This is a genomic window from Sediminibacterium salmoneum NBRC 103935, from assembly GCF_000511175.1.
Classification (GTDB): Bacteria; Bacteroidota; Bacteroidia; order Chitinophagales; family Chitinophagaceae; genus Sediminibacterium; species Sediminibacterium salmoneum.
Genome location: NZ_KI866530.1, coordinates 2090393 through 2112386, shown reverse-complemented (window position 1 = coordinate 2112386; position 21994 = coordinate 2090393). Strand labels below are relative to the sequence as shown.

The 21994-nt window shown below is 39.1% G+C and carries 24 protein-coding genes; 12 read left to right on the top strand and 12 right to left on the bottom strand.

The genetic code is table 11. The annotated features are described in order from the left end of the window. Positions 1-4 precede the first annotated feature (4 nt). Positions 5-349, bottom strand: coding sequence for a hypothetical protein (locus P767_RS0109845; RefSeq protein WP_026750863.1), 345 nt, complete (start codon positions 347-349; stop codon positions 5-7). A gap of 73 nt (positions 350-422) precedes the next feature. Between P767_RS0109845 and serS the strand changes: the two genes are divergently transcribed. Then, the gene (serS, locus tag P767_RS0109840) at positions 423-1694 is read left to right on the top strand and encodes a serine--tRNA ligase (protein WP_026764369.1); all 1272 of its coding nucleotides are present in this window, start codon (positions 423-425) and stop codon (positions 1692-1694) included. Positions 1695-1781: 87 nt separating this feature from the next. On the opposite strand, the gene P767_RS0109835 is transcribed toward serS, so the two are convergent. Next, positions 1782-3932, bottom strand: a complete 2151-nt coding sequence (locus tag P767_RS0109835) for a S9 family peptidase (protein ID WP_026764368.1) — start codon at positions 3930-3932, stop codon at positions 1782-1784. An 83-nt stretch (positions 3933-4015) separates the two neighbouring features. On the opposite strand from P767_RS0109835, the gene P767_RS0109830 reads away from it, so the two are divergent. Both P767_RS0109830 and P767_RS0109825 read left to right on the top strand, forming a co-directional pair. Then, the gene (locus P767_RS0109830) at positions 4016-4360 is read left to right on the top strand and encodes a carboxymuconolactone decarboxylase family protein (RefSeq protein WP_026750867.1); all 345 of its coding nucleotides are present in this window, start codon (positions 4016-4018) and stop codon (positions 4358-4360) included. Between the two features lie 3 nt (positions 4361-4363). Continuing rightward, complete coding sequence (locus tag P767_RS0109825; protein ID WP_026764367.1) at positions 4364-5404, top strand: 2-oxoacid:ferredoxin oxidoreductase subunit beta; 1041 nt, start codon at positions 4364-4366, stop codon at positions 5402-5404. A gap of 18 nt (positions 5405-5422) precedes the next feature. On the opposite strand, the gene P767_RS0109820 is transcribed toward P767_RS0109825, so the two are convergent. Beyond that, on the bottom strand, positions 5423-6076 hold the full coding sequence (locus P767_RS0109820; protein ID WP_026764366.1) for a response regulator transcription factor: 654 nt from the start codon (positions 6074-6076) through the stop codon (positions 5423-5425). A gap of 273 nt (positions 6077-6349) precedes the next feature. On the opposite strand from P767_RS0109820, the gene P767_RS0109815 reads away from it, so the two are divergent. Beyond that, positions 6350-6961, top strand: coding sequence for an L-threonylcarbamoyladenylate synthase (locus tag P767_RS0109815; protein WP_026764365.1), 612 nt, complete (start codon positions 6350-6352; stop codon positions 6959-6961). On the opposite strand, the gene P767_RS0109810 is transcribed toward P767_RS0109815, so the two are convergent. Further along, a complete protein-coding gene (locus P767_RS0109810) occupies positions 6958-7557 on the bottom strand; it encodes a ribonuclease HII (RefSeq protein ID WP_026764364.1) in 600 nt (199 codons plus the stop codon). The two genes, P767_RS0109815 and P767_RS0109810, sit on opposite strands and share 4 nt — an antisense overlap. A 72-nt stretch (positions 7558-7629) precedes the next feature. Between P767_RS0109810 and P767_RS18990 the strand changes: the two genes are divergently transcribed. The 4 genes from P767_RS18990 to P767_RS0109795 are packed head-to-tail and all read left to right on the top strand — an operon-like array spanning position 7630 to position 10975. After that, complete coding sequence (locus P767_RS18990) at positions 7630-8214, top strand: COX15/CtaA family protein (RefSeq protein WP_262506400.1); 585 nt, start codon at positions 7630-7632, stop codon at positions 8212-8214. Positions 8215-8246: 32 nt separating this feature from the next. Continuing rightward, a complete protein-coding gene (locus P767_RS18985; protein ID WP_262506399.1) occupies positions 8247-8693 on the top strand; it encodes a COX15/CtaA family protein in 447 nt (148 codons plus the stop codon). Between the two features lie 45 nt (positions 8694-8738). After that, entirely contained in the window at positions 8739-10019 is a 1281-nt protein-coding gene (locus tag P767_RS0109800) for a hypothetical protein (protein ID WP_026764363.1), read from the top strand. Continuing rightward, positions 10001-10975 carry a hypothetical protein gene (locus tag P767_RS0109795; RefSeq protein ID WP_157611468.1) on the top strand — a complete coding sequence of 325 codons (975 nt, stop codon included), beginning with the start codon at positions 10001-10003 and terminating at the stop codon, positions 10973-10975. Before P767_RS0109800 ends, P767_RS0109795 begins: the two co-directional genes overlap by 19 nt. 52 nt (positions 10976-11027) lie before the next feature. On the opposite strand, the gene P767_RS0109790 is transcribed toward P767_RS0109795, so the two are convergent. From P767_RS0109790 to P767_RS0109780, 3 genes are all read right to left on the bottom strand, one after another. After that, entirely contained in the window at positions 11028-11936 is a 909-nt protein-coding gene (locus P767_RS0109790) for a diacylglycerol/lipid kinase family protein (RefSeq protein ID WP_026764361.1), read from the bottom strand. A gap of 19 nt (positions 11937-11955) precedes the next feature. Continuing rightward, positions 11956-13005, bottom strand: coding sequence for a 3-oxoacyl-ACP synthase III family protein (locus P767_RS0109785; protein ID WP_026764360.1), 1050 nt, complete (start codon positions 13003-13005; stop codon positions 11956-11958). 80 nt (positions 13006-13085) lie between these two features. Next, entirely contained in the window at positions 13086-14093 is a 1008-nt protein-coding gene (locus P767_RS0109780) for an alpha/beta hydrolase (protein WP_026764359.1), read from the bottom strand. Between the two features lie 170 nt (positions 14094-14263). On the opposite strand from P767_RS0109780, the gene typA reads away from it, so the two are divergent. The 4 genes from typA to P767_RS0109760 all read left to right on the top strand — a co-directional run bounded on the left by typA (position 14264) and on the right by P767_RS0109760 (position 18348). Next, complete coding sequence (gene typA / locus P767_RS0109775) at positions 14264-16081, top strand: translational GTPase TypA (protein WP_037351720.1); 1818 nt, start codon at positions 14264-14266, stop codon at positions 16079-16081. A 222-nt stretch (positions 16082-16303) separates the two neighbouring features. Continuing rightward, positions 16304-16588, top strand: coding sequence for a hypothetical protein (locus P767_RS0109770; protein ID WP_026764357.1), 285 nt, complete (start codon positions 16304-16306; stop codon positions 16586-16588). 62 nt (positions 16589-16650) lie between these two features. Next, on the top strand, positions 16651-17763 hold the full coding sequence (locus P767_RS0109765; RefSeq protein WP_026764356.1) for a hypothetical protein: 1113 nt from the start codon (positions 16651-16653) through the stop codon (positions 17761-17763). Between the two features lie 3 nt (positions 17764-17766). After that, positions 17767-18348, top strand: coding sequence for a hypothetical protein (locus P767_RS0109760; RefSeq protein ID WP_026764355.1), 582 nt, complete (start codon positions 17767-17769; stop codon positions 18346-18348). Between the two features lie 256 nt (positions 18349-18604). On the opposite strand, the gene P767_RS0109755 is transcribed toward P767_RS0109760, so the two are convergent. From P767_RS0109755 to P767_RS0109735, 5 genes are all read right to left on the bottom strand, one after another. Further along, positions 18605-19027, bottom strand: coding sequence for a hypothetical protein (locus tag P767_RS0109755; protein WP_026764354.1), 423 nt, complete (start codon positions 19025-19027; stop codon positions 18605-18607). Positions 19028-19144: 117 nt separating this feature from the next. Beyond that, the gene (gene obgE, locus P767_RS0109750; RefSeq protein ID WP_037351718.1) at positions 19145-20146 is read right to left on the bottom strand and encodes a GTPase ObgE; all 1002 of its coding nucleotides are present in this window, start codon (positions 20144-20146) and stop codon (positions 19145-19147) included. Positions 20147-20187: 41 nt separating this feature from the next. Beyond that, the gene (locus P767_RS0109745; protein ID WP_037351717.1) at positions 20188-20781 is read right to left on the bottom strand and encodes an acyltransferase; all 594 of its coding nucleotides are present in this window, start codon (positions 20779-20781) and stop codon (positions 20188-20190) included. Continuing rightward, entirely contained in the window at positions 20778-21197 is a 420-nt protein-coding gene (paaI, locus tag P767_RS0109740) for a hydroxyphenylacetyl-CoA thioesterase PaaI (RefSeq protein ID WP_026764351.1), read from the bottom strand. The genes P767_RS0109745 and paaI overlap by 4 nt, the downstream gene beginning before the upstream one ends. Before the next feature lie 18 nt (positions 21198-21215). Further along, positions 21216-21992, bottom strand: coding sequence for an enoyl-CoA hydratase-related protein (locus tag P767_RS0109735; protein WP_026764350.1), 777 nt, complete (start codon positions 21990-21992; stop codon positions 21216-21218). Positions 21993-21994: the final 2 nt, after the last annotated feature.

The window sequence follows — 21994 nt, the reverse complement described above, 5'->3', positions numbered from 1 at the left end:
AGCTTTAAAAGCCCGCCTGCTCAAAATACAATAAAACATGGTCTTTTATAAAGTTCTCCTGATCGGGTAAACTCATTTCCGGTAGCGGCTTCACCTGTCCGAAATGCGGCCAACCTTCCTCGTCTTTGCCTTCCATGAGGTAATATCCGCTTTGAGCCAATACCGTACAAACGGCCACATGCATCAGGTCCTGCTTCTGTTCTTTTGAAATTTTTTCGGCCATAAATCCGGTTTCCTGAAGGCCAATTAAAAATAAAACGGCTTCCAGGTCGGGTTTTTTCCCGAATCTCTCTACCAATTTAGCTTCCAAAGCCCACCAGCGTTGCTGTAAATCATCCGTAATAAACATAGTGCAAAGGTAAACCATCAAAGCATGCCATCATCAATTATTGAAAAGGTATATTTGCACCAAATTTGAGCAAATGTTACCCGTAAGTGTATTAAAAGCGAATCCTGAAAAAGTAAAGCAACAGCTGGCTAAAAAGCATTTTAAACAGCCTGAACTGGTGGATTCCATTATTTTAAAGGATGAAGAGCGAAAGAAAGTGCAGGCCGCTTTTGATGATACACAAGCCAAGGTAAACGCCGCTTCCAAGGAAATTGGTCAGTTAATGGCCAAGGGAGATAAGGATGGGGCAGAAGCCATCAAACAAAACGTAGCCACCTGGAAACAAACCCTGGAGCCATTGAAAGAGAAAATGGCCCAATTAGAAAAAGAGCTGTCTGAAGAACTGGTTCAGCTGCCCAACCTGCCAGCCGATATGGTTCCTGAAGGAAAAACCCCTGAAGAAAATGAAGTAGTAAGAACGGGGGGAGCAAAACCGCATCTCAGCGAAGGCGCTGTTCCTCACTGGGACCTGACTACTAAATACAACCTGATCAATTTTGAATTAGGTAATAAAATTACAGGCAGTGGTTTCCCGGTTTACATTGGCAAAGGAGCCAAATTGCAGCGTTCCTTGATTCAGTATTTTTTAGACTTTAATACCGCTGCAGGATATACGGAATACCTCCCTCCATTTATGGTAAATGCAGACTCTGCTTATGCCACAGGACAATTACCGGATAAGGAAGGACAAATGTATCATGCAACAGAAGACGATTTTTATTTGATTCCAACGGCAGAAGTACCGGTAACCAATGTGTACAGAGATACCATTTTAAAAGAATCTGATTTCCCGGTAAAAATGACGGCCTATTCTCCTTGTTTCAGAAGAGAAGCAGGCAGTTACGGAAAAGATGTTCGCGGGTTAAATCGTTTGCATCAGTTTGAAAAAGTAGAAATCATACAGATTGTACATCCCGATAAGAGCTACGAAACTTTAGAAGATATGGTATTGCATGTAGAGAAATTACTGCAATCACTGGAACTGCCTTATCGTATTCTTCGCTTATGTGGAGGCGACATGGGCTTTACCAGCGCCATCACCTATGATTTTGAAGTATTCAGTGCTGCACAGGAGCGCTGGCTGGAAGTAAGTAGTGTCAGCAATTTTGAAAGCTATCAGGCCAATCGAATGAAATGCCGTTTCAAGGGAGCCGATGGTAAAACTCAATTGGTGCATACCCTGAATGGAAGCTCACTCGCATTGCCAAGAATCATGGCTTGTTTGTTAGAGAACAACCAAACAGCAGAAGGCATCAATATTCCTGCTGCATTGCAGACTTATTTTGGAGCTGCGAAAATCAACTAATTAAAAAGCCGACACATTTTTAAGTGTCGGCTTTTTTGTAGCATTATTTTGAAAATGAAGTATGCAATTCCAGTTACAGGAATTACATTAATGCTTAATAAACCGATCAAAGAACTCAATCGTTCTTAGCATCTGATCTACCCGTTGACGGTTATTTCCTGTTCTTGTTAATTCATGGGTTCCGCCCGGATGTCTTACGTACTCTACAGTTCGGCCCAGTACCTTTAAACTCTTGTACAGCATTTCACTTTGAATAACCCCGGTTCTTAAATCATTCTCTCCGTGGAAAATGATAAAAGGGGTATGAATTTTATCTACATAATTAATAGGTGATTCGCGGAATAATATCGGTCTTGTTTTTTCTTCCCAGGGATAGCCGCCAAAATAATTAGGCACCAATCGCCATGCATTGCCTTCTCCAAAGAAAGTACCTAAATCGTACACCCCTCTTTGTGCGCAAGCTGCTTTAAAGCGTTGGTCGTGGCTGATAATCCAGGCCACTAAATATCCTGCATAGGATCCACCAGTTACTGCAAGTCTGGAAGTATCAATGAATCCTTCTTTGGCAGCCAAATCAACAGAGGTCAACACATCGGAAGTGGGTCCTGCTCCCCAGTCGTTCACATTGGCTCTCAGGAATTCTTCGCCATAACCACCGGAGCCCCTTGGGTTTCCATAAACTATGGCATATCCTTTGGCAGCATAGTACTGAAACTCATGCCACATAGAGCTTTCGCCTGGTCCCCACATGGCAGAAGGACCTCCGTGAATATTTAAAATGGTTGGATATTTTTTACCTGCCACATAGTTGGCGGGCTTCATGATCCAGTACTCAACGGTTAATCCTTTCTCGTTTTTGAAAGTTCTTTTTTCGGGCAGACTCAATTGTTTTTTGCTTACCCAGTCGTAGTTGAAACTACTGATGCGTTTTTCGTTTTTACCATTCAAATCGGTAGTGTAGATTTCAAAAGGATTCGCAACAGCTGTCTTTACATACACCAATTTATCTCCCTTCATAGAGTAGCTGCTGATGCTTTCATCTATGGAAGTAAGTTGTTCTGCTTTTTTGGTTTTTACATTCATGCGAAAGATGGGAGCGCCACCATTGCTCTGTGCAGTAAAATAAATATGCTGTTCGTCTTTGCTCCAGGTAAGACCTCCCTTGTTTCTGTCGAAGGGAAGCATAACCAAATCAGCAGCTGTTCCATTCAAAGGCATTATAGCTAATTCGGGCACGTTTACAAATGATACAGTTCCTACCTGAACAGCCAGCCATTTTCCGGAAGGAGAAACGGAGGGGCTATTATATGACTTACCTTTTTCTCCTAATAACTGCTTCATATCAGAACCATCGGTATTGGCTATGAAAATCTGTGTTTCCAATGCACGATCCGGGTGTTGTGTATCATCGGTATTACCAGTGAACAGAATTTTCTTTCCATCAGGAGTAAAGCTGGCACCACCAAAACGGTGGAAGCCATGGGTAATGGCTTTTGGTGTTGCACCTGCTTCTGCAGCCATGATGAATAAGTGCGAAAAAGACTGGTCTCCTGAAGTAGTGGCTTCTTCCTGGAAATTCAGTTTGTTAATTACTTTGGCTTTTCTTTCCGCCACATTCAGGTCTAAATATGCTTTGATTTCTTCGGGTGTTCCATCCGGGTTGGGTTGAGCGGAATTGGGTAACAAAAACTGGTTCTGACTGAATCCAGGCTTCTCGGCAGGCCATGCTGGCACAGCGCCTTTGGGATTCAGTTCTTTGTCTTTCAACAAGTCGCCCAATGAAACAGAGGCGCTGAATAGCAGCATGCTTCCATCCGGGCTGAATACCGGACTGCTGGCACCATATCGGAACCTGGTGATTTGAACCGGTTCTCCTCCCTCCAATGACAATAAAAAGATTTGCGGTTTACCGTCTGCTGCTCTTACAAAAGCAATTTTTTTACCATCGGGGCTCCATACCGGTTGGCTGGCGCTCTCTTTAAATGTCAATGCTCTTGGGGCGGAAGAGCCATCTGCGGCTACCAGGTATAATTGGTTAGTGTATTTGTATTCCCATTTGCTATTGGCCTCCGGCTCTATGCTGTTCAATACAAAGAGGGCCTGTTTACCGTCCGGACTAAGACTTACACTGTTCATTTGTTTAATCTTGTACATGTCGGTGATCTTAACCAGATCAACAGCCTGCTGTGCCAATGCAATGATGGGCAAAAAGCAAATCAGGAATAAAAATTTCTTCATTCGATAGTATTTGAGGTTTAAAATACAAAGAAATTGGTTCAGCTAAGTGTTGCTGATGTATTTTTGCAGTATAATATTATCATATGAGTGAAATGGTGAATGAGTTTAACAGCTACAGAGAGCGGATGAACGAAGTGATTCTTAGCAAGAATAATCTGGTAATGAAGCGCCTTTGGAATCTGGATACAAATACTTACGAAGACGGCGCATTGGATAAGAAAACAAAAGAAATGCTGGGTCTGGTGGCCAGCATGGTTTTGCGTTGTGATGATTGTATCAAGTATCACTTAGGGAAAAGTTTTGAGCTGGGTGTAACCACCGAAGAAATGTATGAAATTTTTGCTGTGGCGAATATTGTGGGTGGAACTATTGTTATTCCACATACCAGAAGAGCTGCAGAATATTGGGAAGAACTTATTAAACAATAAATCATGTCTACTGAAACAATAGCCACTCCAACTTTAACAGCGAAGGATTTTGCAACGGATCAGGAAGTTCGTTGGTGTCCGGGTTGTGGAGATTATTCCATTCTGGCTCAGGTGCAAAAAGTAATGCCGGGTATTGGTGTTCCCAAAGAGAATATTGTTATCATCAGTGGTATTGGTTGCAGCAGCCGTTTCCCTTATTACATGAATACTTTTGGCATGCATAGTATTCACGGAAGAGCTACTGCCATTGCAAGTGGGTTAAAAGCAACCCGACCTGAACTAAGTGTATGGATTGTAACCGGAGATGGTGACGGATTAAGTATTGGTGGAAACCATACCATTCATTTGCTAAGAAGAAATTTTGATGTAAATATTTTGTTGTTCAATAACCAGATTTATGGTTTAACCAAGGGACAATATTCCCCTACTTCAGAAGAGAAAAAAATCACGAAGAGTACGCCATTCGGAAGTATTGATCATCCGTTTAATCCTTTGGCATTGGCGATGGGAGCAGATGCTACATTTATTGCGCGTTCAATGGACCGTGATCCCAAGCATTTGCAAACCCTGCTTACCAGATCTCATCAGCACAAGGGTGCATCCTTCTTAGAAATTTATCAGAACTGTAATATTTTCAATGATGGTGCTTTTGAAATCTTTACTGAAAAATCTACAAAAGCAGATCATGATTTGTTCTTAGAGCAAGGAAAGCCATTGGTTTTTGGAGCCAATCAGAATAAAGGGATTCGCTTGAATGGTTTGCAACCTGAAGTAGTTGAACTGGGAGATAAATTCTCTGCAGACGATTGCTGGATTCACGACGAGAAAGATTTCTACAAAGCACAAACATTAATCAGAATGTTTGATGATCCGCATCAGTCTAATTTTCAGTTCCCCAGACCATTTGGTGTTTTCTATGAAACGGAAAGACCATGCTATGAAGATTTGATGGCGCTGCAAATTGAAGAAACCATTGCTACCAAAGGAAAGGGCAACTTAGATCAGTTGCTTCGTGGAAAGGAAATCTGGGAAATCAAAGCTTAGGTTTTTAATCATGATTTCTTATAACTGAATCAGGTTGTTGCGAAGCGCAAACAAAACCAGACCAACCCTGTTCGTTACTTTTACTTTTTCAAAAAGGTTGTCTCTGTATCCGTCAATGGTTCTGGGACTCAGACTCATTTTAGCAGCAATCTCTTTCAGCGTTAAATCGGTGGCCAGTAATTTCAGGAATTCTTTTTCCCGTTCAGGCAGGTTAATTAAAATCTGGTATTCATCATTGGGTTCTTCCATTCCGTTTCTTACCGAGTGAATAAGATTGGTGCAGAGTAGTTGATTGAAATAAATACCCTTATAATAGAGTTCATTTAAGGCGCGGTTCAATTCTTTGGGATCAGTGTCTTTGGTTAAATATCCCAGTGCCCCAAGTTTTAACATCTTAATAATGGTTCTTTCGTCGCCAAGCATGCTTAATACCATTACTTTAATGGAAGGATGATTGGTAATAATCCATTCGGCTGTTTCAAAGCCATTCATGACTGGCATGGTTACATCGAGCAGAACAATATCAGGCAAATTCCCGGGATCTAATTGCTCAATAAAGTGCTTCCCATGATTTGCTTCAAAAAGAACAGTGTAATCATCAAAGCCACTGATGATTACAGAGAGACCATTTCTTAATAGAACATGATCGTCTACTAAAACAATCTTTTTCATACAGTTCATTTAGTAAAATCGGGGGTATTACTAAACAGTAATATGAAGTAACTAAATTAAATTGAATATAAATTATTAATTATACGATTTTTTGACCGTGATTTCACGGTATTTTTTAGTTATAAATGCGGATTACAAAACCAAAACGGTCAACTAGTTTTAAATTCTATCAATTGAATGGTGACTATTTAATTTGATAGGATTTTTTAACCAGGGGTTACAAACAAACAGAGGGCGACAATAGTCGCCTTCGTTTTTTATTTACCTTTAAGTATGCTATTGCACATTCATCCTGATAATCCCAATCCCCGTCATATTAAAACAGTGATTGATTGTTTGTTGTCGGGTGGCGTTATCATTTATCCTACCGATACCATCTATGGTCTGGGTTGTGATATTTTTCAACCCAAAGCAGTAGAAAGAATTGCCAGAATTAAACAGATTGATCCTGCAAAAGCACAACTGAGTTTTATCTGTAACGATTTAAGTGATTTAAGCAAGTATTGTAAAACAACTGATACGCCCTTGTATCGTTTGTTAAAAAGTCATTTACCGGGTCCCTATACTTTTATTTTACCTGCGAGTAAAGAAGTGCCCAAGATTTTGCAAAACAAAAAAAGCACCATTGGTTTAAGAATACCCGATAACAATATTGCCCGAACCATTGTGTCTGAATTAGGCCATCCTTTATTGTCTGCTTCCTTGCCGGGTGAAATGGTGGAAGAATACACCGATCCGGATACCATGTATGATAATTTTCATCATCTGGTAGACATTGTAATTGATGGGGGCAATGGCGGTATGATACCTTCAACCATTATTGATTGCACCAAGAGTCCTTATGAACTGGTAAGACAGGGAGCAGGTGTTTGGGAAGAGGATTAAAACGGCATTTCCAATTGTTTGGGACTGATATTAAAACTCTTTCGGTGATGCACACATAAGCCATTGGATTCAATGGCCATCCGGTGTTCCAGGGTTCCGTATCCCTTGTTTTTTTTCCAGCCATACTGCGGAAACTGCTGATGGATTTTTTCCATGTAAGCGTCTCTGTATGTTTTGGCTAAAATACTGGCTGCAGCAATGGATGCATATTTACCATCTCCTTTCACAATGCACAAATGGGGTGTTTTTTTGTAAGGCATGAACCGATTTCCGTCGATCAATAAAAATTCAGGTCTTATTTTGAGTTGGTCAATGGCCATATGCATGGCTTTGAAACTTGCTTTTAAAATATTAATTCGGTCTATTTCTTCTGCATCAATACTGGCAACCGACCAGGCCAGTGCATTTGCTTCAATTACTTCTTTTAAAATCAGTCGTTGTTTGGCCCCCACCTGTTTACTGTCATTCAACAATGGATGCTTGAAATGAGCGGGTAAGATAACCGCAGCAGCAAAAACAGGACCTGCATAACAGCCCCTGCCAGCTTCATCGCAACCGGCTTCTATTTGATTTTCCTGATAAAATGCGGGTAACATTTGGTAAAACTACTTAAACATGCATCAATTTCGAAGTTTGAGTGTTATACCTTTGCACAAAAGCACTAAAGCATGAGTTTAACAGCAGCGAAAGAAAATAAATCAGTAGCCACCTGGTTATTGATTGGAGTGGGGATGACGATTATTCAAATTGCATTGGGTGGGATTACCCGTTTAACCGGCAGTGGGTTGTCTATTACAGAATGGGATGTGATTACCGGCTCATTGCCTCCTTTGAACGAAGCGGCCTGGCTGGCAGAGTTTGATAAATACAAACAAACTCCTCAGTTTCAATTGTTGAATTTTGATTTTCAGTTATCTGATTTTAAGTTCATTTTTTTCTGGGAATGGTTTCACCGTTTATGGGCAAGATTAATAGGCCTGGTATTTGCCTTTGGGTTTATATGGTTTATTGTAAAGAAATCATTTAAAAAAGAAATGATAGGTTCTTTGCTGGTTTTATTTTTCCTGGGTGCTTTACAAGGTTTGGTTGGCTGGATCATGGTCGCGAGCGGATTAACAGGTGATGCAGTTTATGTAAAGCCCACTCGTTTGGCAATGCATTTCATTCTTGCATTGGGCTTATTAAGCTATACCTACTGGTTTGCATTGAAGCTGATTGTTCCCAAAGATCAGATAATTGCGGATAAAAAATAAGAAATATCAATCTTGTTTTAATTGGCTTATTGGTGTTACAGTTGATTTACGGGGCTTTGATGGCAGGGCATAAAGCAGCCAATGCAGCAGCTACCTGGCCAACCATCAATGGAAGTTGGATTCCAGATACCATGTTTACGCATCAGCCATTCCTGCTGAATTTTATTGACAATACCATTCTCATACATTTTATACACAGAGGATTGGCCTATATTATTTTAGGACTATTGATTTACTGGTCTCTGCAACTCTTTAAATTATCCGCAACGCCAATACTAAGCAAAGCGGCTAAATATCCTTTGATAATGGTGATTGTTCAGGTAATATTGGGAATAGCTTCCGTATTAACCAGCAGTAGTATTGTACCTGGTTCCTGGGGCGGTTTTGAATGGATGGCGCAGTTGCATCAATTAACAGGTATGTTGTTGTTACTTTCCTTAGTTACCATATTATTTCTGGTTCGGCCTAAAATTTGCTAAATTTAAAAGCAGCTGAATAAATTTAAATAGCTGCTCTAGAACTGAATGAAGCAATATCTGAAAGGCATCTGGTTTTCTTTACCCATACAACTAATGTTGTTGCATTTCAGGCGTTACCAGATATTTCTTCTTTTCTGGTATATCCTTTTTGCAACAGTAGGGGGGAGTTTCATGAAAACTTTCGGGGCTCATTCCCTGTTTCTGGCTCCTGAATATTTTGGTAATATTAGTCCACTGAGTACAGCAATTGTTGGAATAACATCCGGCGTCTTTATCATGAGCTGGAATATCACCACTTTTATTCTGCATAGTAGCCGGATACAATTTCTGGCAACCACTGCACAGCCCTTTCTTAAATACTGTATCAACAATGCCATACTGCCTATAGCTTTTTTAGTTTTTTATTTAATTGAAGCTTATCAGTACAGCAGAAATCAGGAATTGTTTTCCATTAGTGATTTTGCCGGACTGGCATTGGGATATACAGGTGGATTTGTTGTTTCCATTGCTTTTGCCTTTTTATATTTTTTCGGAGCAGATAAAACCATTTACAAAACCATATCGGCAACCATATCTGATGCCAATAAACGTCATGACCGCATGTCTGAAAAAAACAGGACACCTGATTTTAAACAGGATATGCGTGTAGACTGGTTTTTTAGTGCTGCATTTAAATTGCGCAAGCCAAGAAATATAAAGCATTACAATCCTGAATTTTTAGAAGCGGTTTTTAGCAGACATCATTTTGCAGCAGTTATTGCCATTATGATTGCTTTTGTATTTCTAATATTGGTGGGCTATAGCTCTGACGCAAGGTTGTTCCAATTGCCCGCGGCTGCCAGTGTAACCTTATTGTTTGCTATTTTAATTGCGGCAGCAGGTGCGTTGACTTTATTTTTGAAGTCCTGGAGTTTTGTAGCATTAGTGGCGGCATATCTGTTGGCCAATATTTTGTATCAGTATGAAATTCTGGATCCGCGAAACAAAGCTTATGGACTCAACTATGTATCCAGGGCGCAGAGACCGGTTTATACCAGAGAATCTATTCAGGAACTGGCTGCTGCAGATTCTGTTGAAAAAGATAAAGCTGCCTTTTTGAATATACTGAATAACTGGAAGTTTAGGCAGAGAGAAAAAAAGCCAATTCTTTATATTATCAATACCAGTGGAGGGGGAACCAGGAGTGCAACTTTCACCATGAATACATTGCAGCACCTGGACAGTCTGATGAATGGACAGCTCATGAAAAAACCATTCTTATTAACGGGGCTTCGGGCGGTATGCTGGGTGCGGTTTATTTCAGGGAATTGTACCATGAAAAAGTAAAAGGCAAGCCGATTAATTTGCAGGACAAACAATATGTAAATAATATTTCCAAAGACCTGTTAAGTCCTTTATTTTCTTCCTTTCTAACCCGTGATATGCTGGGTCCTGCGCAGAAATTCACTTCAAATGGATTTGAATATGTTAAAGACCGCGGCTATGCTTTTGAAGAGAAGTTGAATGAAAATACCGGAGGTGTTTTTCTTAAAACCATCGGATCTTATCAGGAGGCAGAAGCAAAAGCGCTTATTCCTTCAGTATTTTTTAATTCAGTAATTACCAGGGATGCAAGGAAAATGATTATTGCTTCCCGTCCTGTTCGATTCTTAATGCGTCCCGTTGCGGACAGCACGCATATCATGCCTTTTGATGCAGATGCAGTTGACTTCAACAGTTTTCTCCGCAACCAGAACAGCAATGATATTCATTTGTTGTCTGCTTTAAGAATGAATGCTACTTTCCCATATGTTTTACCCAATGTTTGGTTACCTACCAATCCGGTTATTGATGTAATGGATGCAGGATTAAGAGACAATTATGGGCAGGAATCTGCTTTGCGATTTATAGCTGTCTTTAAAGACTGGATACAGGAGAATACTTCCAAAGTGGTATTAATTCAAATACGAGACAGAAGTTTAAGCGACTGGGACAAGCCGTTGGAGAGTAATTCATTAATTGGATTTTTAACCAAACCCTTCCTGATACTGCAGAACAACTGGTTTAAAATGCAGGACTATTACCAGCATGATCAGCTCGACTATATGCGAAAAGCATATGGAGATAATTTTTATCGTTTCTCATTTCAATATATACCTTCTAAGTCAGAAGCTCCTGCAAGCTTAAGTTTTCACCTGACAGCTGCCGAAAAAAGAGATATTGCAGAAGCGGTGAAAAATCCATTGAACCAAAAAGAATTTCAGCGGTTGCAGAAAACGATACAGCATTCAGAAATCAAGTAATTCTATTCATCGTTTCATTTCAAGATTAGGAATTACTTTAATCTAAACTGACTTACTTCCCTTTCGGTTTGATTAATTTGAAAGCTTTTGGAATAATTTCAATTTTCAATTCTTCAACGGCATCTCTGGGTTCACCGTCAATATGTAGGGGCGCCAGCTTGGGATTTTTTATAGTTAGAGCCGGTGTTTGGAAATACAGAATATTTTTTGAGCTCATGTCTTCCACCAGTTGCTGTACTTTATTGTTTCCACGCATTTGACGCAGAATGGCAAAAGGCAATTTGGCTTTGTTCATTTTCTGCACAATTACAATATCCAGCAGTCCGTCGGATAAACTTGCCTGAGGCGCAATTATGGCATTATTTCCAAATTGATTGCTATTGGCAATGCTGATGAAAAAAGCATCAGTAAATACAGAGAAATTGTCCAATACAATTTCAAACTGATAAGGGTTGGCTTTAAAAAACTGGATAATACTTTGCTGGGTATAAGTAAATAAGCCTCTGGTAGATTTCTGGGCAAAATCATGTGCCACTTGTGCGTCAAATCCCATACCACTCAACATACATGCATATTCACCATTCACCGTAAAAGCATCTATGTATTCTGCTTCGCCATTAAAAATAATTTCAATGGCTTTTTTCATGCTGGTAGGAATACCAGCAGCCCTGGCCAGTCCATTACCTGAACCAACAGGAATAATACCAAACTGAACGCCTGTTTCGCGTAGGGAACCGGTTACCTGATTCACTGTGCCATCGCCTCCCAGGATTACTACATCCGTAAATCCCTCTTTGGCAATATGCTCTTTCAGGTACTCGTAATTGCCTGTTGCATTGGTATTGAATACGCGGTATTCAAAGCCTTTGGCTGCAGTTACTTTTTCAACCAGTTCTCTGATCTTATCTTTTTTAGATGTACCAGAAATGGGATTGATTAAATAAATGATTTTTCTTTTCATGATGCTACACTTGGTATTGCTACCATTTCATTAATGCACTGGCCCAGGTAAATCCACTACCAAAAGCAGCTAAACATACCAGGTCTCCTTCTTTAATCAATCCTTTTTCCCAGGCTTCACACAAGGCAATCGGAATAGATGCTGCCGTTGTGTTACCGTAGTTCATTATATTATTATATACCTGATGGTCATGTAATTTTAATTTTTGCTGAACAAACTGGCTAATGCGCAAGTTCGCCTGATGAGGAATCAGCATATTAATATCAGTTGACTGGTATCCATTTTTTTCCAGTGCTTCTACAATTACTTCCGGAAATTTTACAACCGCTTTTTTAAATACAGCAGGTCCATCCATATAAGGAAAGTTCTGTGCGTTGTCAATCATCTGATGACTCATAAACATCTGTGAAATTTCTGCCTCATCAAAATCTGCATAGTTCTTGGCACCCCAGTGATTCGCATGAGACCCCGGATTGTACATGGCTAAAATTTCAGCAGATTCTCCGTCGCTATGTAAATGGGTACTTAAAATGCCCTGACCTTCTTTTTCAGTTGGTTGCAATACCACTGCTCCCGCACCGTCACCAAAAATTACAGAAACATTTCTGCCTCTGGTAGAGAAATCCAATCCAAAAGAATGTTTTTCACTTCCAATCACCAGGATGTTTTTGTACATCCCTGTTTTAATAAACTGATCGGCAACACTTAGCGCATATACAAATCCACTGCATTGATTTCTTACATCCAATGCACCAATCTCTTTCATCTGCATGGCTCTTTGTACCAATACACCGCAACCTGGAAAATAATAATCAGGAGATAAGGTAGCAAAAACAATAAAGTCAATATCCTGAGGCGTAATACCGGCTCTTTCAATGGCTATTTTAGCCGCTTCCACTCCCATGGTAGTAGTGGTTTCTTCCGTTCTGTGTGCGTAACGACGTTCTTTTATTCCTGTTCTTTCTTGGATCCACTCGTCGTTGGTATCCATATATTTGGTCAGATCATTATTGGTATAAACATTCGACGGAACGTACATGCCGATTCCGGCAATTTTACTCAATGGCATAGCAAACAGTTTAAAAGTTAAAGGTAAGGATTCTTCGCCGTTGGGCTGTGAAGGATCAGTTAATGATTAGTTGTTAAAAATCATTGAATGATTGTTTGTTTTGGCAACTGCATCACAGTTTTTAAAAAATCAGCTGTCTCTTTTTCAACCGAAATAATATCTTTTGATTGAATAGGCGATGCAATCACATGATTGCCCGTATTGGGTACCGGAATCATTTTTTTATTTTTTTCTTCTGTACCTACTTCTGCAAACATTTTCTTCATTGCATCCACGCTTACCACAGGATCCTGCTCTTGTTCATCTTTGTAATAATACAAGACCAGTAAAGGTTGCTTCACTTTTGCAAAATTTTCCTTTGTCATGGTGGTTTCTAACAATTCTTCTAATTGTACAGTGGCTTCCAGTCTATATTTGGTATTCCAGTATTGCTGATACAAGGGATGTTCTTTCTGCACGCCCATATAGTTAGAGCCTTTTACCATACGCGCAATTTGTAATCCCCACGGATTATTTAATAACCATGCATTGGGATCTTTAATGGCAATATTGGGCGAGTATAATACCAGCCCTGCAATTTCAGGATAGATTGCAGCTAACTGCAGTGCTAATGTACCGCCAGTAGAAGTGCCCATTAGTATTACCTTTTCGCCAATTTGCTTACCAATGGCATAAGCTTCTTTGGCAGATTCAAACAAGGATGCTGCAGTCATATTGATGAGGGCATCGGTAGTATCAATACCATGTTCTGATAAACGCGCTAAATACAAGTTGTATCCAAACTGTTTGGCAATATGCTGATGCACCGGGTTGCCTTCTTCCTGACTGGCACTAAATCCATGCAGGTATACAATTGCATAGGGTGTTTTTTGTTTCACACTGTCATTGGCCCAAACAATTCTGGCTTCATTGTTGGGGCGAACCTTGTGTTTTTGTTCATTCGATTGGATCAAAGCCTCCAGTGCTGCAGGCTCTCCCGGAATATTCGGAAGGGTTGTATTGTAAACAGGGGTTTCCGGATTGGGACCAAGCAAATATACAATACCTGCCACTGCAATGAATCCTATCAACCATTTGATGATACGCATACAATTGAATTAACAGGCCAATTTAGGGTTTATTATGTATTACAAGGGGAATCCTTAACAGAATAATGACCCATATTTACTTGCATCCCCCGCGTTAAAGCCGTACCTTTGCCGCCTAAATAAACAGTATCAAATACGTAACTTACTGATACTGAGATAAATACACAATAATGGAAATAAGAAACATTGCCATCATCGCGCACGTTGACCATGGCAAAACCACTTTAGTAGACCGAATTTTGGGTGCAACTAAAGTTTTCAGAGACAACCAGGATGCTGGTGAGTTAATCATGGATAGCAACGATTTAGAAAGAGAACGTGGTATCACGATCTTCAGTAAAAACGCTGCCGTTACTTACAAAGACTATAAAATTAATGTGATTGATACACCCGGGCACAGTGATTTTGGCGGGGAAGTAGAACGCGTATTGAAAATGGCCGATGGGGTAATTTTATTGGTGGATGCTTTTGAAGGCCCCATGCCTCAAACGCGTTTCGTATTGCAGAAAGCATTACAGTTGAACCTACATCCCATTGTAGTAATCAACAAAGTAGATAAGCCGAACTGTCGTCCGGACGAAGTTCATGATGCCGTTTTTGAATTGTTCTTTAACCTGGATGCAACGGAAGAGCAATTGAATTTCCCAACTTTCTACGGTAGTGGTAAGAATGGCTGGTTCAATGATAGCTTAACACAAACAGAAGATATTTTGCCATTAATGGATGGCATCATTAAATATGTACCTGCCCCTAAAGTGAGTGAAGGAACCCTTCAGTTACAAATTACTTCATTAGACTATTCTTCTTTCTTAGGTAGAATTGCCATTGGTAAAGTAACCAGAGGTTCTATTAAAGAAGGTCAGCAAATTGCATTGGTGCAGGGAGCAGATGGTACCGTGAAGAAAATGCGTGTAAAGGAATTGTACGTATTTGAAGGAATGGGCAAGCGCAAAGTAGCTGAAGTACGTTCAGGAGATCTTTGTGCGGTTGTAGGATTGGAAGAATTCAATATTGGAGATACCATTGCTGATGTAGAGAATCCGGAAGGATTACCCATTATCAGTGTGGATGAACCTACCATGAGCATGACTTTCAGCATTAACAACTCACCTTTCTTTGGTAGAGATGGTAAGTTTGTTACATCCCGTCACTTACGTGATCGTCTGATGAAGGAAACTGAAAAGAACCTTGCATTAAGAGTAGAAGATACAGACAGCGCCGATAGTTTCCTTGTATACGGAAGAGGCATTCTGCATTTGGGCGTATTGGTAGAAACCATGCGTAGAGAAGGATATGAATTAACTGTAGGTAATCCTCAGGTATTGGTGAAAACCATTGATGGTAAGAAGCATGAGCCTTATGAAAACCTAGTGGTAGATGTACCTTCTGAATTCAGCGGTAAAGTAATTGATTTGGTTACACAGCGCAAGGGTGAAATGCAGGTAATGGAATCCAAAGGAGAAATGCAACATTTAGAGTTTGAAATTCCTTCGAGAGGTTTGATTGGTTTGCGTTCTCAGATGTTAACCGGTACCGCAGGTGAAGCTGTTATGGCGCATCGTTTCATTGATTACAAACCATGGAAAGGACCTATTCCCGGAAGAAACAACGGTGTATTGATTGCGAAGTTTCAAGGAGTAACTACAGCCTATTCAATTGATAAATTACAGGATCGCGGATCATTCTTTGTAGATCCGGGAGATGAAGTGTATGTAGGCCAAATCATTGCTGAACATATTAAGCCAGGTGACTTAAATGTGAATGCAGTGGAAATGAAAAAACTGACCAACCACCGTGCAAGCGGAAGTGATGATGCAGTAAGAATTGTTCCAAAGCTTCAGTTTACACTGGAAGAGTGTATGGAATACATTCAGCAAGATGAGTGTATTGAAGTAACGCCTAAGAATATTCGTATGCGTAAAACCATTTTGGACGAGAACGAACGTTCTAAAGTTTCCAAAAGCATGAAGTCTGAAGCAGTAGGATAATTTCCTAATGCTTTTAAATAAATGAAGAGCCACCCATTGGGTGGCTCTTTTGTTTGCTATTAAATGAAAAGTAAGAGGTAGAAGTTTTATGATTTCATAAATTCAAACTATTGTGCAATTGCATAAATCACCCTAATTTTTGTAGTGATTGCATTTTATCGAATTTAGAAGTTAATATTAGAGCTAATAAAAAAATATATTTTAACCTTAGGAAGAAAAAAAATGAAGTCTAAATTTTTATCATTAATCTTTATAGTTATTCCGGTTGTTTTTATTTCATGTAAAAAAGATATAAGTAATCTTCAATTTGAAGAAGATCCCTCAGTCATACTTATTAAAAATTCCGCTTTTCCAAGTGGAATACTTAGCTTTAAAAGCCAACAAGATTTAAACAAATTTTATTCAGAAATACAAGAGGATAAATTGAAGTTGATGAAGATTCCTAGCGAATTTATTAGCCTTTCAAAAAACATGAAAAACTCTTATCTTCAGAATCAAATAACATAATAAAAAATACTTCAACAAGTAGCAGCTCGGACAATGTTGATGTTCAGGAATTCCTTATTGATATGGAAACCTACTTAACTCAAGATCCGACAGTTGCCAATATAGTAAATTCTAATTTAGAAGTATTAGTAAATGGCGATTTATTTAAACTTACAAGAATTGGTGTAATTCAGGTTGAGTCGGAGTATATTAATAATTTTAGAGAAATTTACCATGCATTTGAATCAGAGATTTTATATAACCCTAACTTCAACAGTTTTCCTAATGAAACATTTTATGGCAGTAATATTTATCAAGTAAGTGATGGGATCACTAGAATTGAGACAAATATTGATCCATTTGACTTATCAAATCCTATTTTAAATACACCTGGATCTAGTGGCGGAACAATTCCATGTTCTATTATCTTTCCGAGTAACTATCAATATGAAACATATCAAACTGGCAATGATTTCAACTCAGCATATTTCAATAACTTCGATCAAAATCGTAGATTTAAGTTTGAAACATTCAGTACAAATTTCTTAGGTTTGGGAATCTTAAGAACTATTGGAATTAGGGGAAAAGTCCAGAGGAAAAGATCGTTTTTAGGAATACCTTATTGGGCAGAGAGTTATGCTGATGAAATTGTACTTGGAATTGAAAATATGGACTTACATACTGACTATGTTATACCATCACCTTATAACTTTACAACATTACCTCAGCCCGAATTTAATAATATTATAAATTTAAAGATTGGGAATCACATCCTTGAGGCGATGGATTTAAAGCTCAATTTAAACTTTCCATTTGGGCAAAACATAAATAATTCACAAGCTAGTAGTTTTTTAAATGGCCAGCTAAACTCACTTATTAATAATCAGTTTAATGACTTATTTAAACCATTTCTTAATTCACTTATTGATAATATAGATCCAACATTTTCATCAAGATATGAGAAATACGCTAAACAGCTATCGTCAATTAAAGATAATAATAAATTACGTGTTACTGTTGCAAATGCATATAAGGAACAAGGGTATAGTAATGTTAATGTTTGGCGTTTTGATTGGAATATAGGTACACCATGGGGCAGTGGCACTACATATAGTTATGAGATGAAGTCAGGCAGTTTTACAGGAAGAGCAAGAATTGGATGCAACTGGTATGGAATTCGGATAATAAAATTATAATTCATGCGTGTTTATATTCTTTCTTTTTTATTTATTTGCTTAAATATAAACGGCGTTAGTCAAGAATTAGATACTACATCTAATAAAATTGGCATATTTCGTGTTGCGGCAAGTATACCGATTCCTATTGTTAATCTTCAATATGAAATTCCATTAAAAAAGACAGTAACCTTGTTAATAAAATCAGGTTTAAATTTCACCTTGGCTTCAAGTGCCGCATTAAATAGGGATAAAATTAGATCACAAGTAAGTTGGATTTCTTCAATAGAATCAAGATATTATTATTCTTTGAATAGACGTATTAGGAATGGCAAATCAATTAAAAATTATTCGGCTGGCTATATAGGTGTAGAACCATACTTTCGCTCTAACAGTATTGCCTCAATTAATGAGCCTAAACAAATTAATAATGGCAGTTATGGGACTTTTATTAATCTAGGATTTCAAAATCAATCTGAAAAGAATATTTATACAGCTTTTTTTATTGGTGTTGCGCCTTTTGCATTTCGTTTAGGTGAAATGAATACCACTACTGGAAAGTTGGATCGAATTTGGCTTAACTTTTCTATTGGATATGTATTTTAAAGAAATGGTTATGAGTGTTTATTATTTAATAATAATTATAATAGGATCTGGAACTCTGTATTCAAAAGGTAGACAATTACAAAAATCAATTAAAAGTAAAAACACGAATCAAATATCCATTGATTTTTTTTCCTTGTCCTTACATTGGCAATCATTGCTCTTCTAATCTATTTAAAAAAAATTCTTTCCTAGGATAATGATAAATGAAGAGCCACCCATTGGGTGGCTCTTTTGTTTGTTACATTTCAGTTTTTAATTAAGACTTGCTGACTACAGCGTTTTCAATAAAGGTGGTTTCAAAGCTTACGTTATATTGTTCAGACTTCTTTGCTTTAACATCTTCAATTACAAAAGACAATTTGTTTGACTCATCTTTTGGAAACTTAAATGTCTTGTTGAAGTCTTTGTCGGAATAACTTCCTCTGAATACCAATTCATTGTTGGCATCTTTAATAATCAGGGTAAAGTTGGCACCCGTTGGGTTGCTGTATTTTACCTGAATAGTGTGTAGTTGGTTCTTATCAATTCCACTGTACTTTACTTCTGCATGGCTTTTAACAGATATATCATAAGCTCTTACAGGAGATACAGATGCGTTGGCAGATAAAAACATCAAGGAAGACACCACAGATCCAAAAACGATTCTCTTGACACTGGTAACGATTGTTTGCTTTTTCATACTTTTCAAATTTTACTGTGAGTAATAAATTTTTCTCAATTGGCAACAGCAAACGAAAAAGCTTAGTGTACACTATACACATTAATACCCGATTGGATAAAAGGTAACCCAACTATTTTAAATAGGCTTGTTTAAAGTCTCCCAAAGCAGGTCTTTCAGTTCGGTTAGTCCCTTGTTGGTAACCGATGAAATGAAAACATGGGGAATATCAGCCGGTAATTCCTTGCTAATGGCTTCTTTTAATTCATCGTCCAGCATATCGCTTTTACTAATGGCAATAATGAAATCTTTCTGCAACATTTCTTCATTGTAGTTCTTTAGTTCCTGACGAAGAATTTCGAATTCTTTGCGATGGTCATTGCTGTCGGCAGGAATCAGGAATAATAAAGCGGAATTGCGTTCAATATGTCTGAGGAAACGATGTCCCAATCCTTTACCTTCTGCTGCTCCTTCAATAATACCCGGTAAGTCTGCAATACAAAATGATTTTGAATCACGATAAGCAACCATGCCTAACTGAGGGGTTAAGGTAGTAAATGCGTAATTGGCAATTTTAGGTTTGGCGGCAGTAATTACAGATAGTAAAGTAGATTTTCCTGCATTCGGAAATCCCACCAAACCCACGTCTGCCAATACTTTCAGCTCAATATTTTTCCATCCTTCAATACCGGGTTCTCCGGGTTGTGCATGGTCGGGTGCCTGATTGGTTGGAGTGGCAAAATTGCTATTGCCCAATCCGCCTCTTCCTCCGCGCATCCAGATATATTCCTGTCCGTCCTCTAAAATTTCTGCTTCAATCTTGCCGGTTTCTTCATCACGGGCAACTGTACCCAGTGGTACTTCTATGATAATGTCTTTTCCGTCTCTGCCGGTACAATTGTCTTTGCTACCGTTCTCACCGTTTTCGGCCAATACATTCTTGAAATAACGCAAATGCAACAATGTCCAGAGATTGCGGTTCCCTTTTAAAATAATATGTCCGCCTCTGCCGCCATCGCCGCCATCCGGGCCGCCCATGGCAGTTAGTTTATTGCGCATAAAATGCCTTACGCCTGCACCACCATGACCACTGCGCGCAAAAATTCTGATATAGTCAATAAAGTTATTCCGTTCCGACACTTGTATAATTTAAGTGCAAAGATACAACATTGAAATTTGGTCTATTTTTTCATTGCATTCCAGGTGCTGTAAAGGGTCTCCTGTTTGGGGCGGTCGGCAGGAACGGATCTGAGGGGTTCGCAGGGTTCCCAGTATTCCTGCATTTCTTTGGGAAGCTGTTGGTAGAGTGCTGTGCCCTTTGTTTTCCAGGCAATCATTTCATCGGAAACAGTCTTGATAATTTTGGCAGGGTTGCCTGCAATTAAAGAACGGGAAACAAAATGTTCATCTGCTTTAATAAAGCTCATGGCACCCACAATGCATTCATCCTCTAGTACTACATTGTCCATAATAACGGAATTCATACCCACCAGACAATTGCGGCCAATGGTAGCTCCATGAATAACCGCACCATGTCCAATATGGGCGTTCTCTTTTAATAATACGGTGGTGCCTGGAAACATATGCAGGGTGCAGTTCTCCTGCACATTGCAACCATCTTCAATTATGATGGCGCCCCAATCACCCCTGATAGCAGCTCCTGGTCCTATGTAAACATTCTTTCCAATAATTACATTACCTGTAACAGCGGCCTGTGGATGTACAAAAGAGCTTTCATGTACAACCGGTATGAATCCCTTAAAAGAATAAATCATAATGATGCTTTTACAACAGGCTTTCCTGTTCTGAAACAATTTCCTTTAAAGTATGACACCAGTTCATGGTGTTGATTGGTGATGGTTATTTGATACAAACCCGTAGATCTTCCGTTGTGTAATTCTTTGGCTTCAGCAATCAATGTATCGCCTACATGCACGGGTTTCAGAAAATTGATGGAAGTGTCCAATGCCACCGATAAATTATTTCTGTTGTTGCAGGCAAAGGCAAATGCACTGTCGGAAAAAGCAAAGGCAATGCCACCGTGTACAATGCCCAGTCCGTTCATCATTTCTGGTCTTACCTGCATTTTAATTTTGCTGTATCCTTCCTGTATCTCTAATACTTCAATGCCTAACCATTGTGAAAACAAATCTGCTTTCATCATTTCTTCTACAATATGTTGTGGTGTCATGGCTTTCGTTTTATCAATTTATTGGCCTTTGTACTTGGGTGCACGTTTGGCTAAAAAAGCATCCACCCCTTCTTTGAAATCGGCTGTGGCAGCTGCTTTTTGCTGCAACTGATCTTCCAAAGCCAATTGAGATTGTATAGTATTGGTAGCGCTGGCATTCAATGCCTGTTTAATATAACCCAGTGCTTTGGTGGGCATAGTAGCCAGTTGAAACGCCAGTTTTTTACTTTCTGATTCAAAAGCTTCGTCTTCAAATACTTTATATAACATGCCCATTTGCAAAGCTTCTGTTGCAGAAACCTTATCGCCCAGCATCATCAATGCACTGGCTCTTTGAAAACCAATTAATCGGGGCAAAGTGAATGTGCCACCACTATCCGGAAGCAATCCGATTTTAGAAAATGCCTGAATAAACGAAGCACTTGATTTGCTTACAACAATATCGCAGGCAAAAGCAATATTCGCACCTGCTCCGGCAGCAACTCCATTTACAGCAGCCACTACCGGCTTCTGAATTTCTCTTAGTCTTTGTACAATCGGATTGTAATGTTCACTCAGAATTCTTTGCATACCCGGTCCCTGCGGATCCACTACTTCTGCCAAATCCTGTCCTGCACAAAATCCTTTCCCTGCGCCGGTTAAATAAATGGCCCTGATATTTTCATCACTGGCGCATTCATCCAATATAGCCTGCAACTGCAATGCCATGGGTCGGTTGAAGGAATTTAATTTGTCGGGTCGGTTCATCGTAATGAAAGCGACACCCGACTCAACGTTAAATAAGATTGCATCCATAA

Coding starts and splice junctions, on each gene's coding strand:
- P767_RS0109845 (WP_026750863.1), bottom strand. CDS start 349: ATGTTTATTACGGATGATTTACAGCAACGCTGGTGGGCTTTGGAAGCT.
- P767_RS0109785 (WP_026764360.1), bottom strand. CDS start 13,005: ATGCCATTGAGTAAAATTGCCGGAATCGGCATGTACGTTCCGTCGAAT.
- P767_RS0109765 (WP_026764356.1), top strand. CDS start 16,651: ATGGAAACCTACTTAACTCAAGATCCGACAGTTGCCAATATAGTAAAT.
- P767_RS0109830 (WP_026750867.1), top strand. CDS start 4,016: ATGAGTGAAATGGTGAATGAGTTTAACAGCTACAGAGAGCGGATGAAC.
- P767_RS0109815 (WP_026764365.1), top strand. CDS start 6,350: ATGCTATTGCACATTCATCCTGATAATCCCAATCCCCGTCATATTAAA.
- P767_RS0109810 (WP_026764364.1), bottom strand. CDS start 7,557: ATGTTACCCGCATTTTATCAGGAAAATCAAATAGAAGCCGGTTGCGAT.
- serS (WP_026764369.1), top strand. CDS start 423: ATGTTACCCGTAAGTGTATTAAAAGCGAATCCTGAAAAAGTAAAGCAA.
- P767_RS0109825 (WP_026764367.1), top strand. CDS start 4,364: ATGTCTACTGAAACAATAGCCACTCCAACTTTAACAGCGAAGGATTTT.
- P767_RS0109760 (WP_026764355.1), top strand. CDS start 17,767: ATGCGTGTTTATATTCTTTCTTTTTTATTTATTTGCTTAAATATAAAC.
- typA (WP_037351720.1), top strand. CDS start 14,264: ATGGAAATAAGAAACATTGCCATCATCGCGCACGTTGACCATGGCAAA.
- P767_RS0109800 (WP_026764363.1), top strand. CDS start 8,739: ATGAAGCAATATCTGAAAGGCATCTGGTTTTCTTTACCCATACAACTA.
- P767_RS18990 (WP_262506400.1), top strand. CDS start 7,630: ATGAGTTTAACAGCAGCGAAAGAAAATAAATCAGTAGCCACCTGGTTA.
- paaI (WP_026764351.1), bottom strand. CDS start 21,197: ATGACACCACAACATATTGTAGAAGAAATGATGAAAGCAGATTTGTTT.
- P767_RS0109780 (WP_026764359.1), bottom strand. CDS start 14,093: ATGCGTATCATCAAATGGTTGATAGGATTCATTGCAGTGGCAGGTATT.
- P767_RS0109770 (WP_026764357.1), top strand. CDS start 16,304: ATGAAGTCTAAATTTTTATCATTAATCTTTATAGTTATTCCGGTTGTT.
- P767_RS0109745 (WP_037351717.1), bottom strand. CDS start 20,781: ATGATTTATTCTTTTAAGGGATTCATACCGGTTGTACATGAAAGCTCT.
- P767_RS0109755 (WP_026764354.1), bottom strand. CDS start 19,027: ATGAAAAAGCAAACAATCGTTACCAGTGTCAAGAGAATCGTTTTTGGA.
- P767_RS0109735 (WP_026764350.1), bottom strand. CDS start 21,992: ATGGATGCAATCTTATTTAACGTTGAGTCGGGTGTCGCTTTCATTACG.
- P767_RS0109835 (WP_026764368.1), bottom strand. CDS start 3,932: ATGAAGAAATTTTTATTCCTGATTTGCTTTTTGCCCATCATTGCATTG.
- P767_RS0109790 (WP_026764361.1), bottom strand. CDS start 11,936: ATGAAAAGAAAAATCATTTATTTAATCAATCCCATTTCTGGTACATCT.
- P767_RS0109820 (WP_026764366.1), bottom strand. CDS start 6,076: ATGAAAAAGATTGTTTTAGTAGACGATCATGTTCTATTAAGAAATGGT.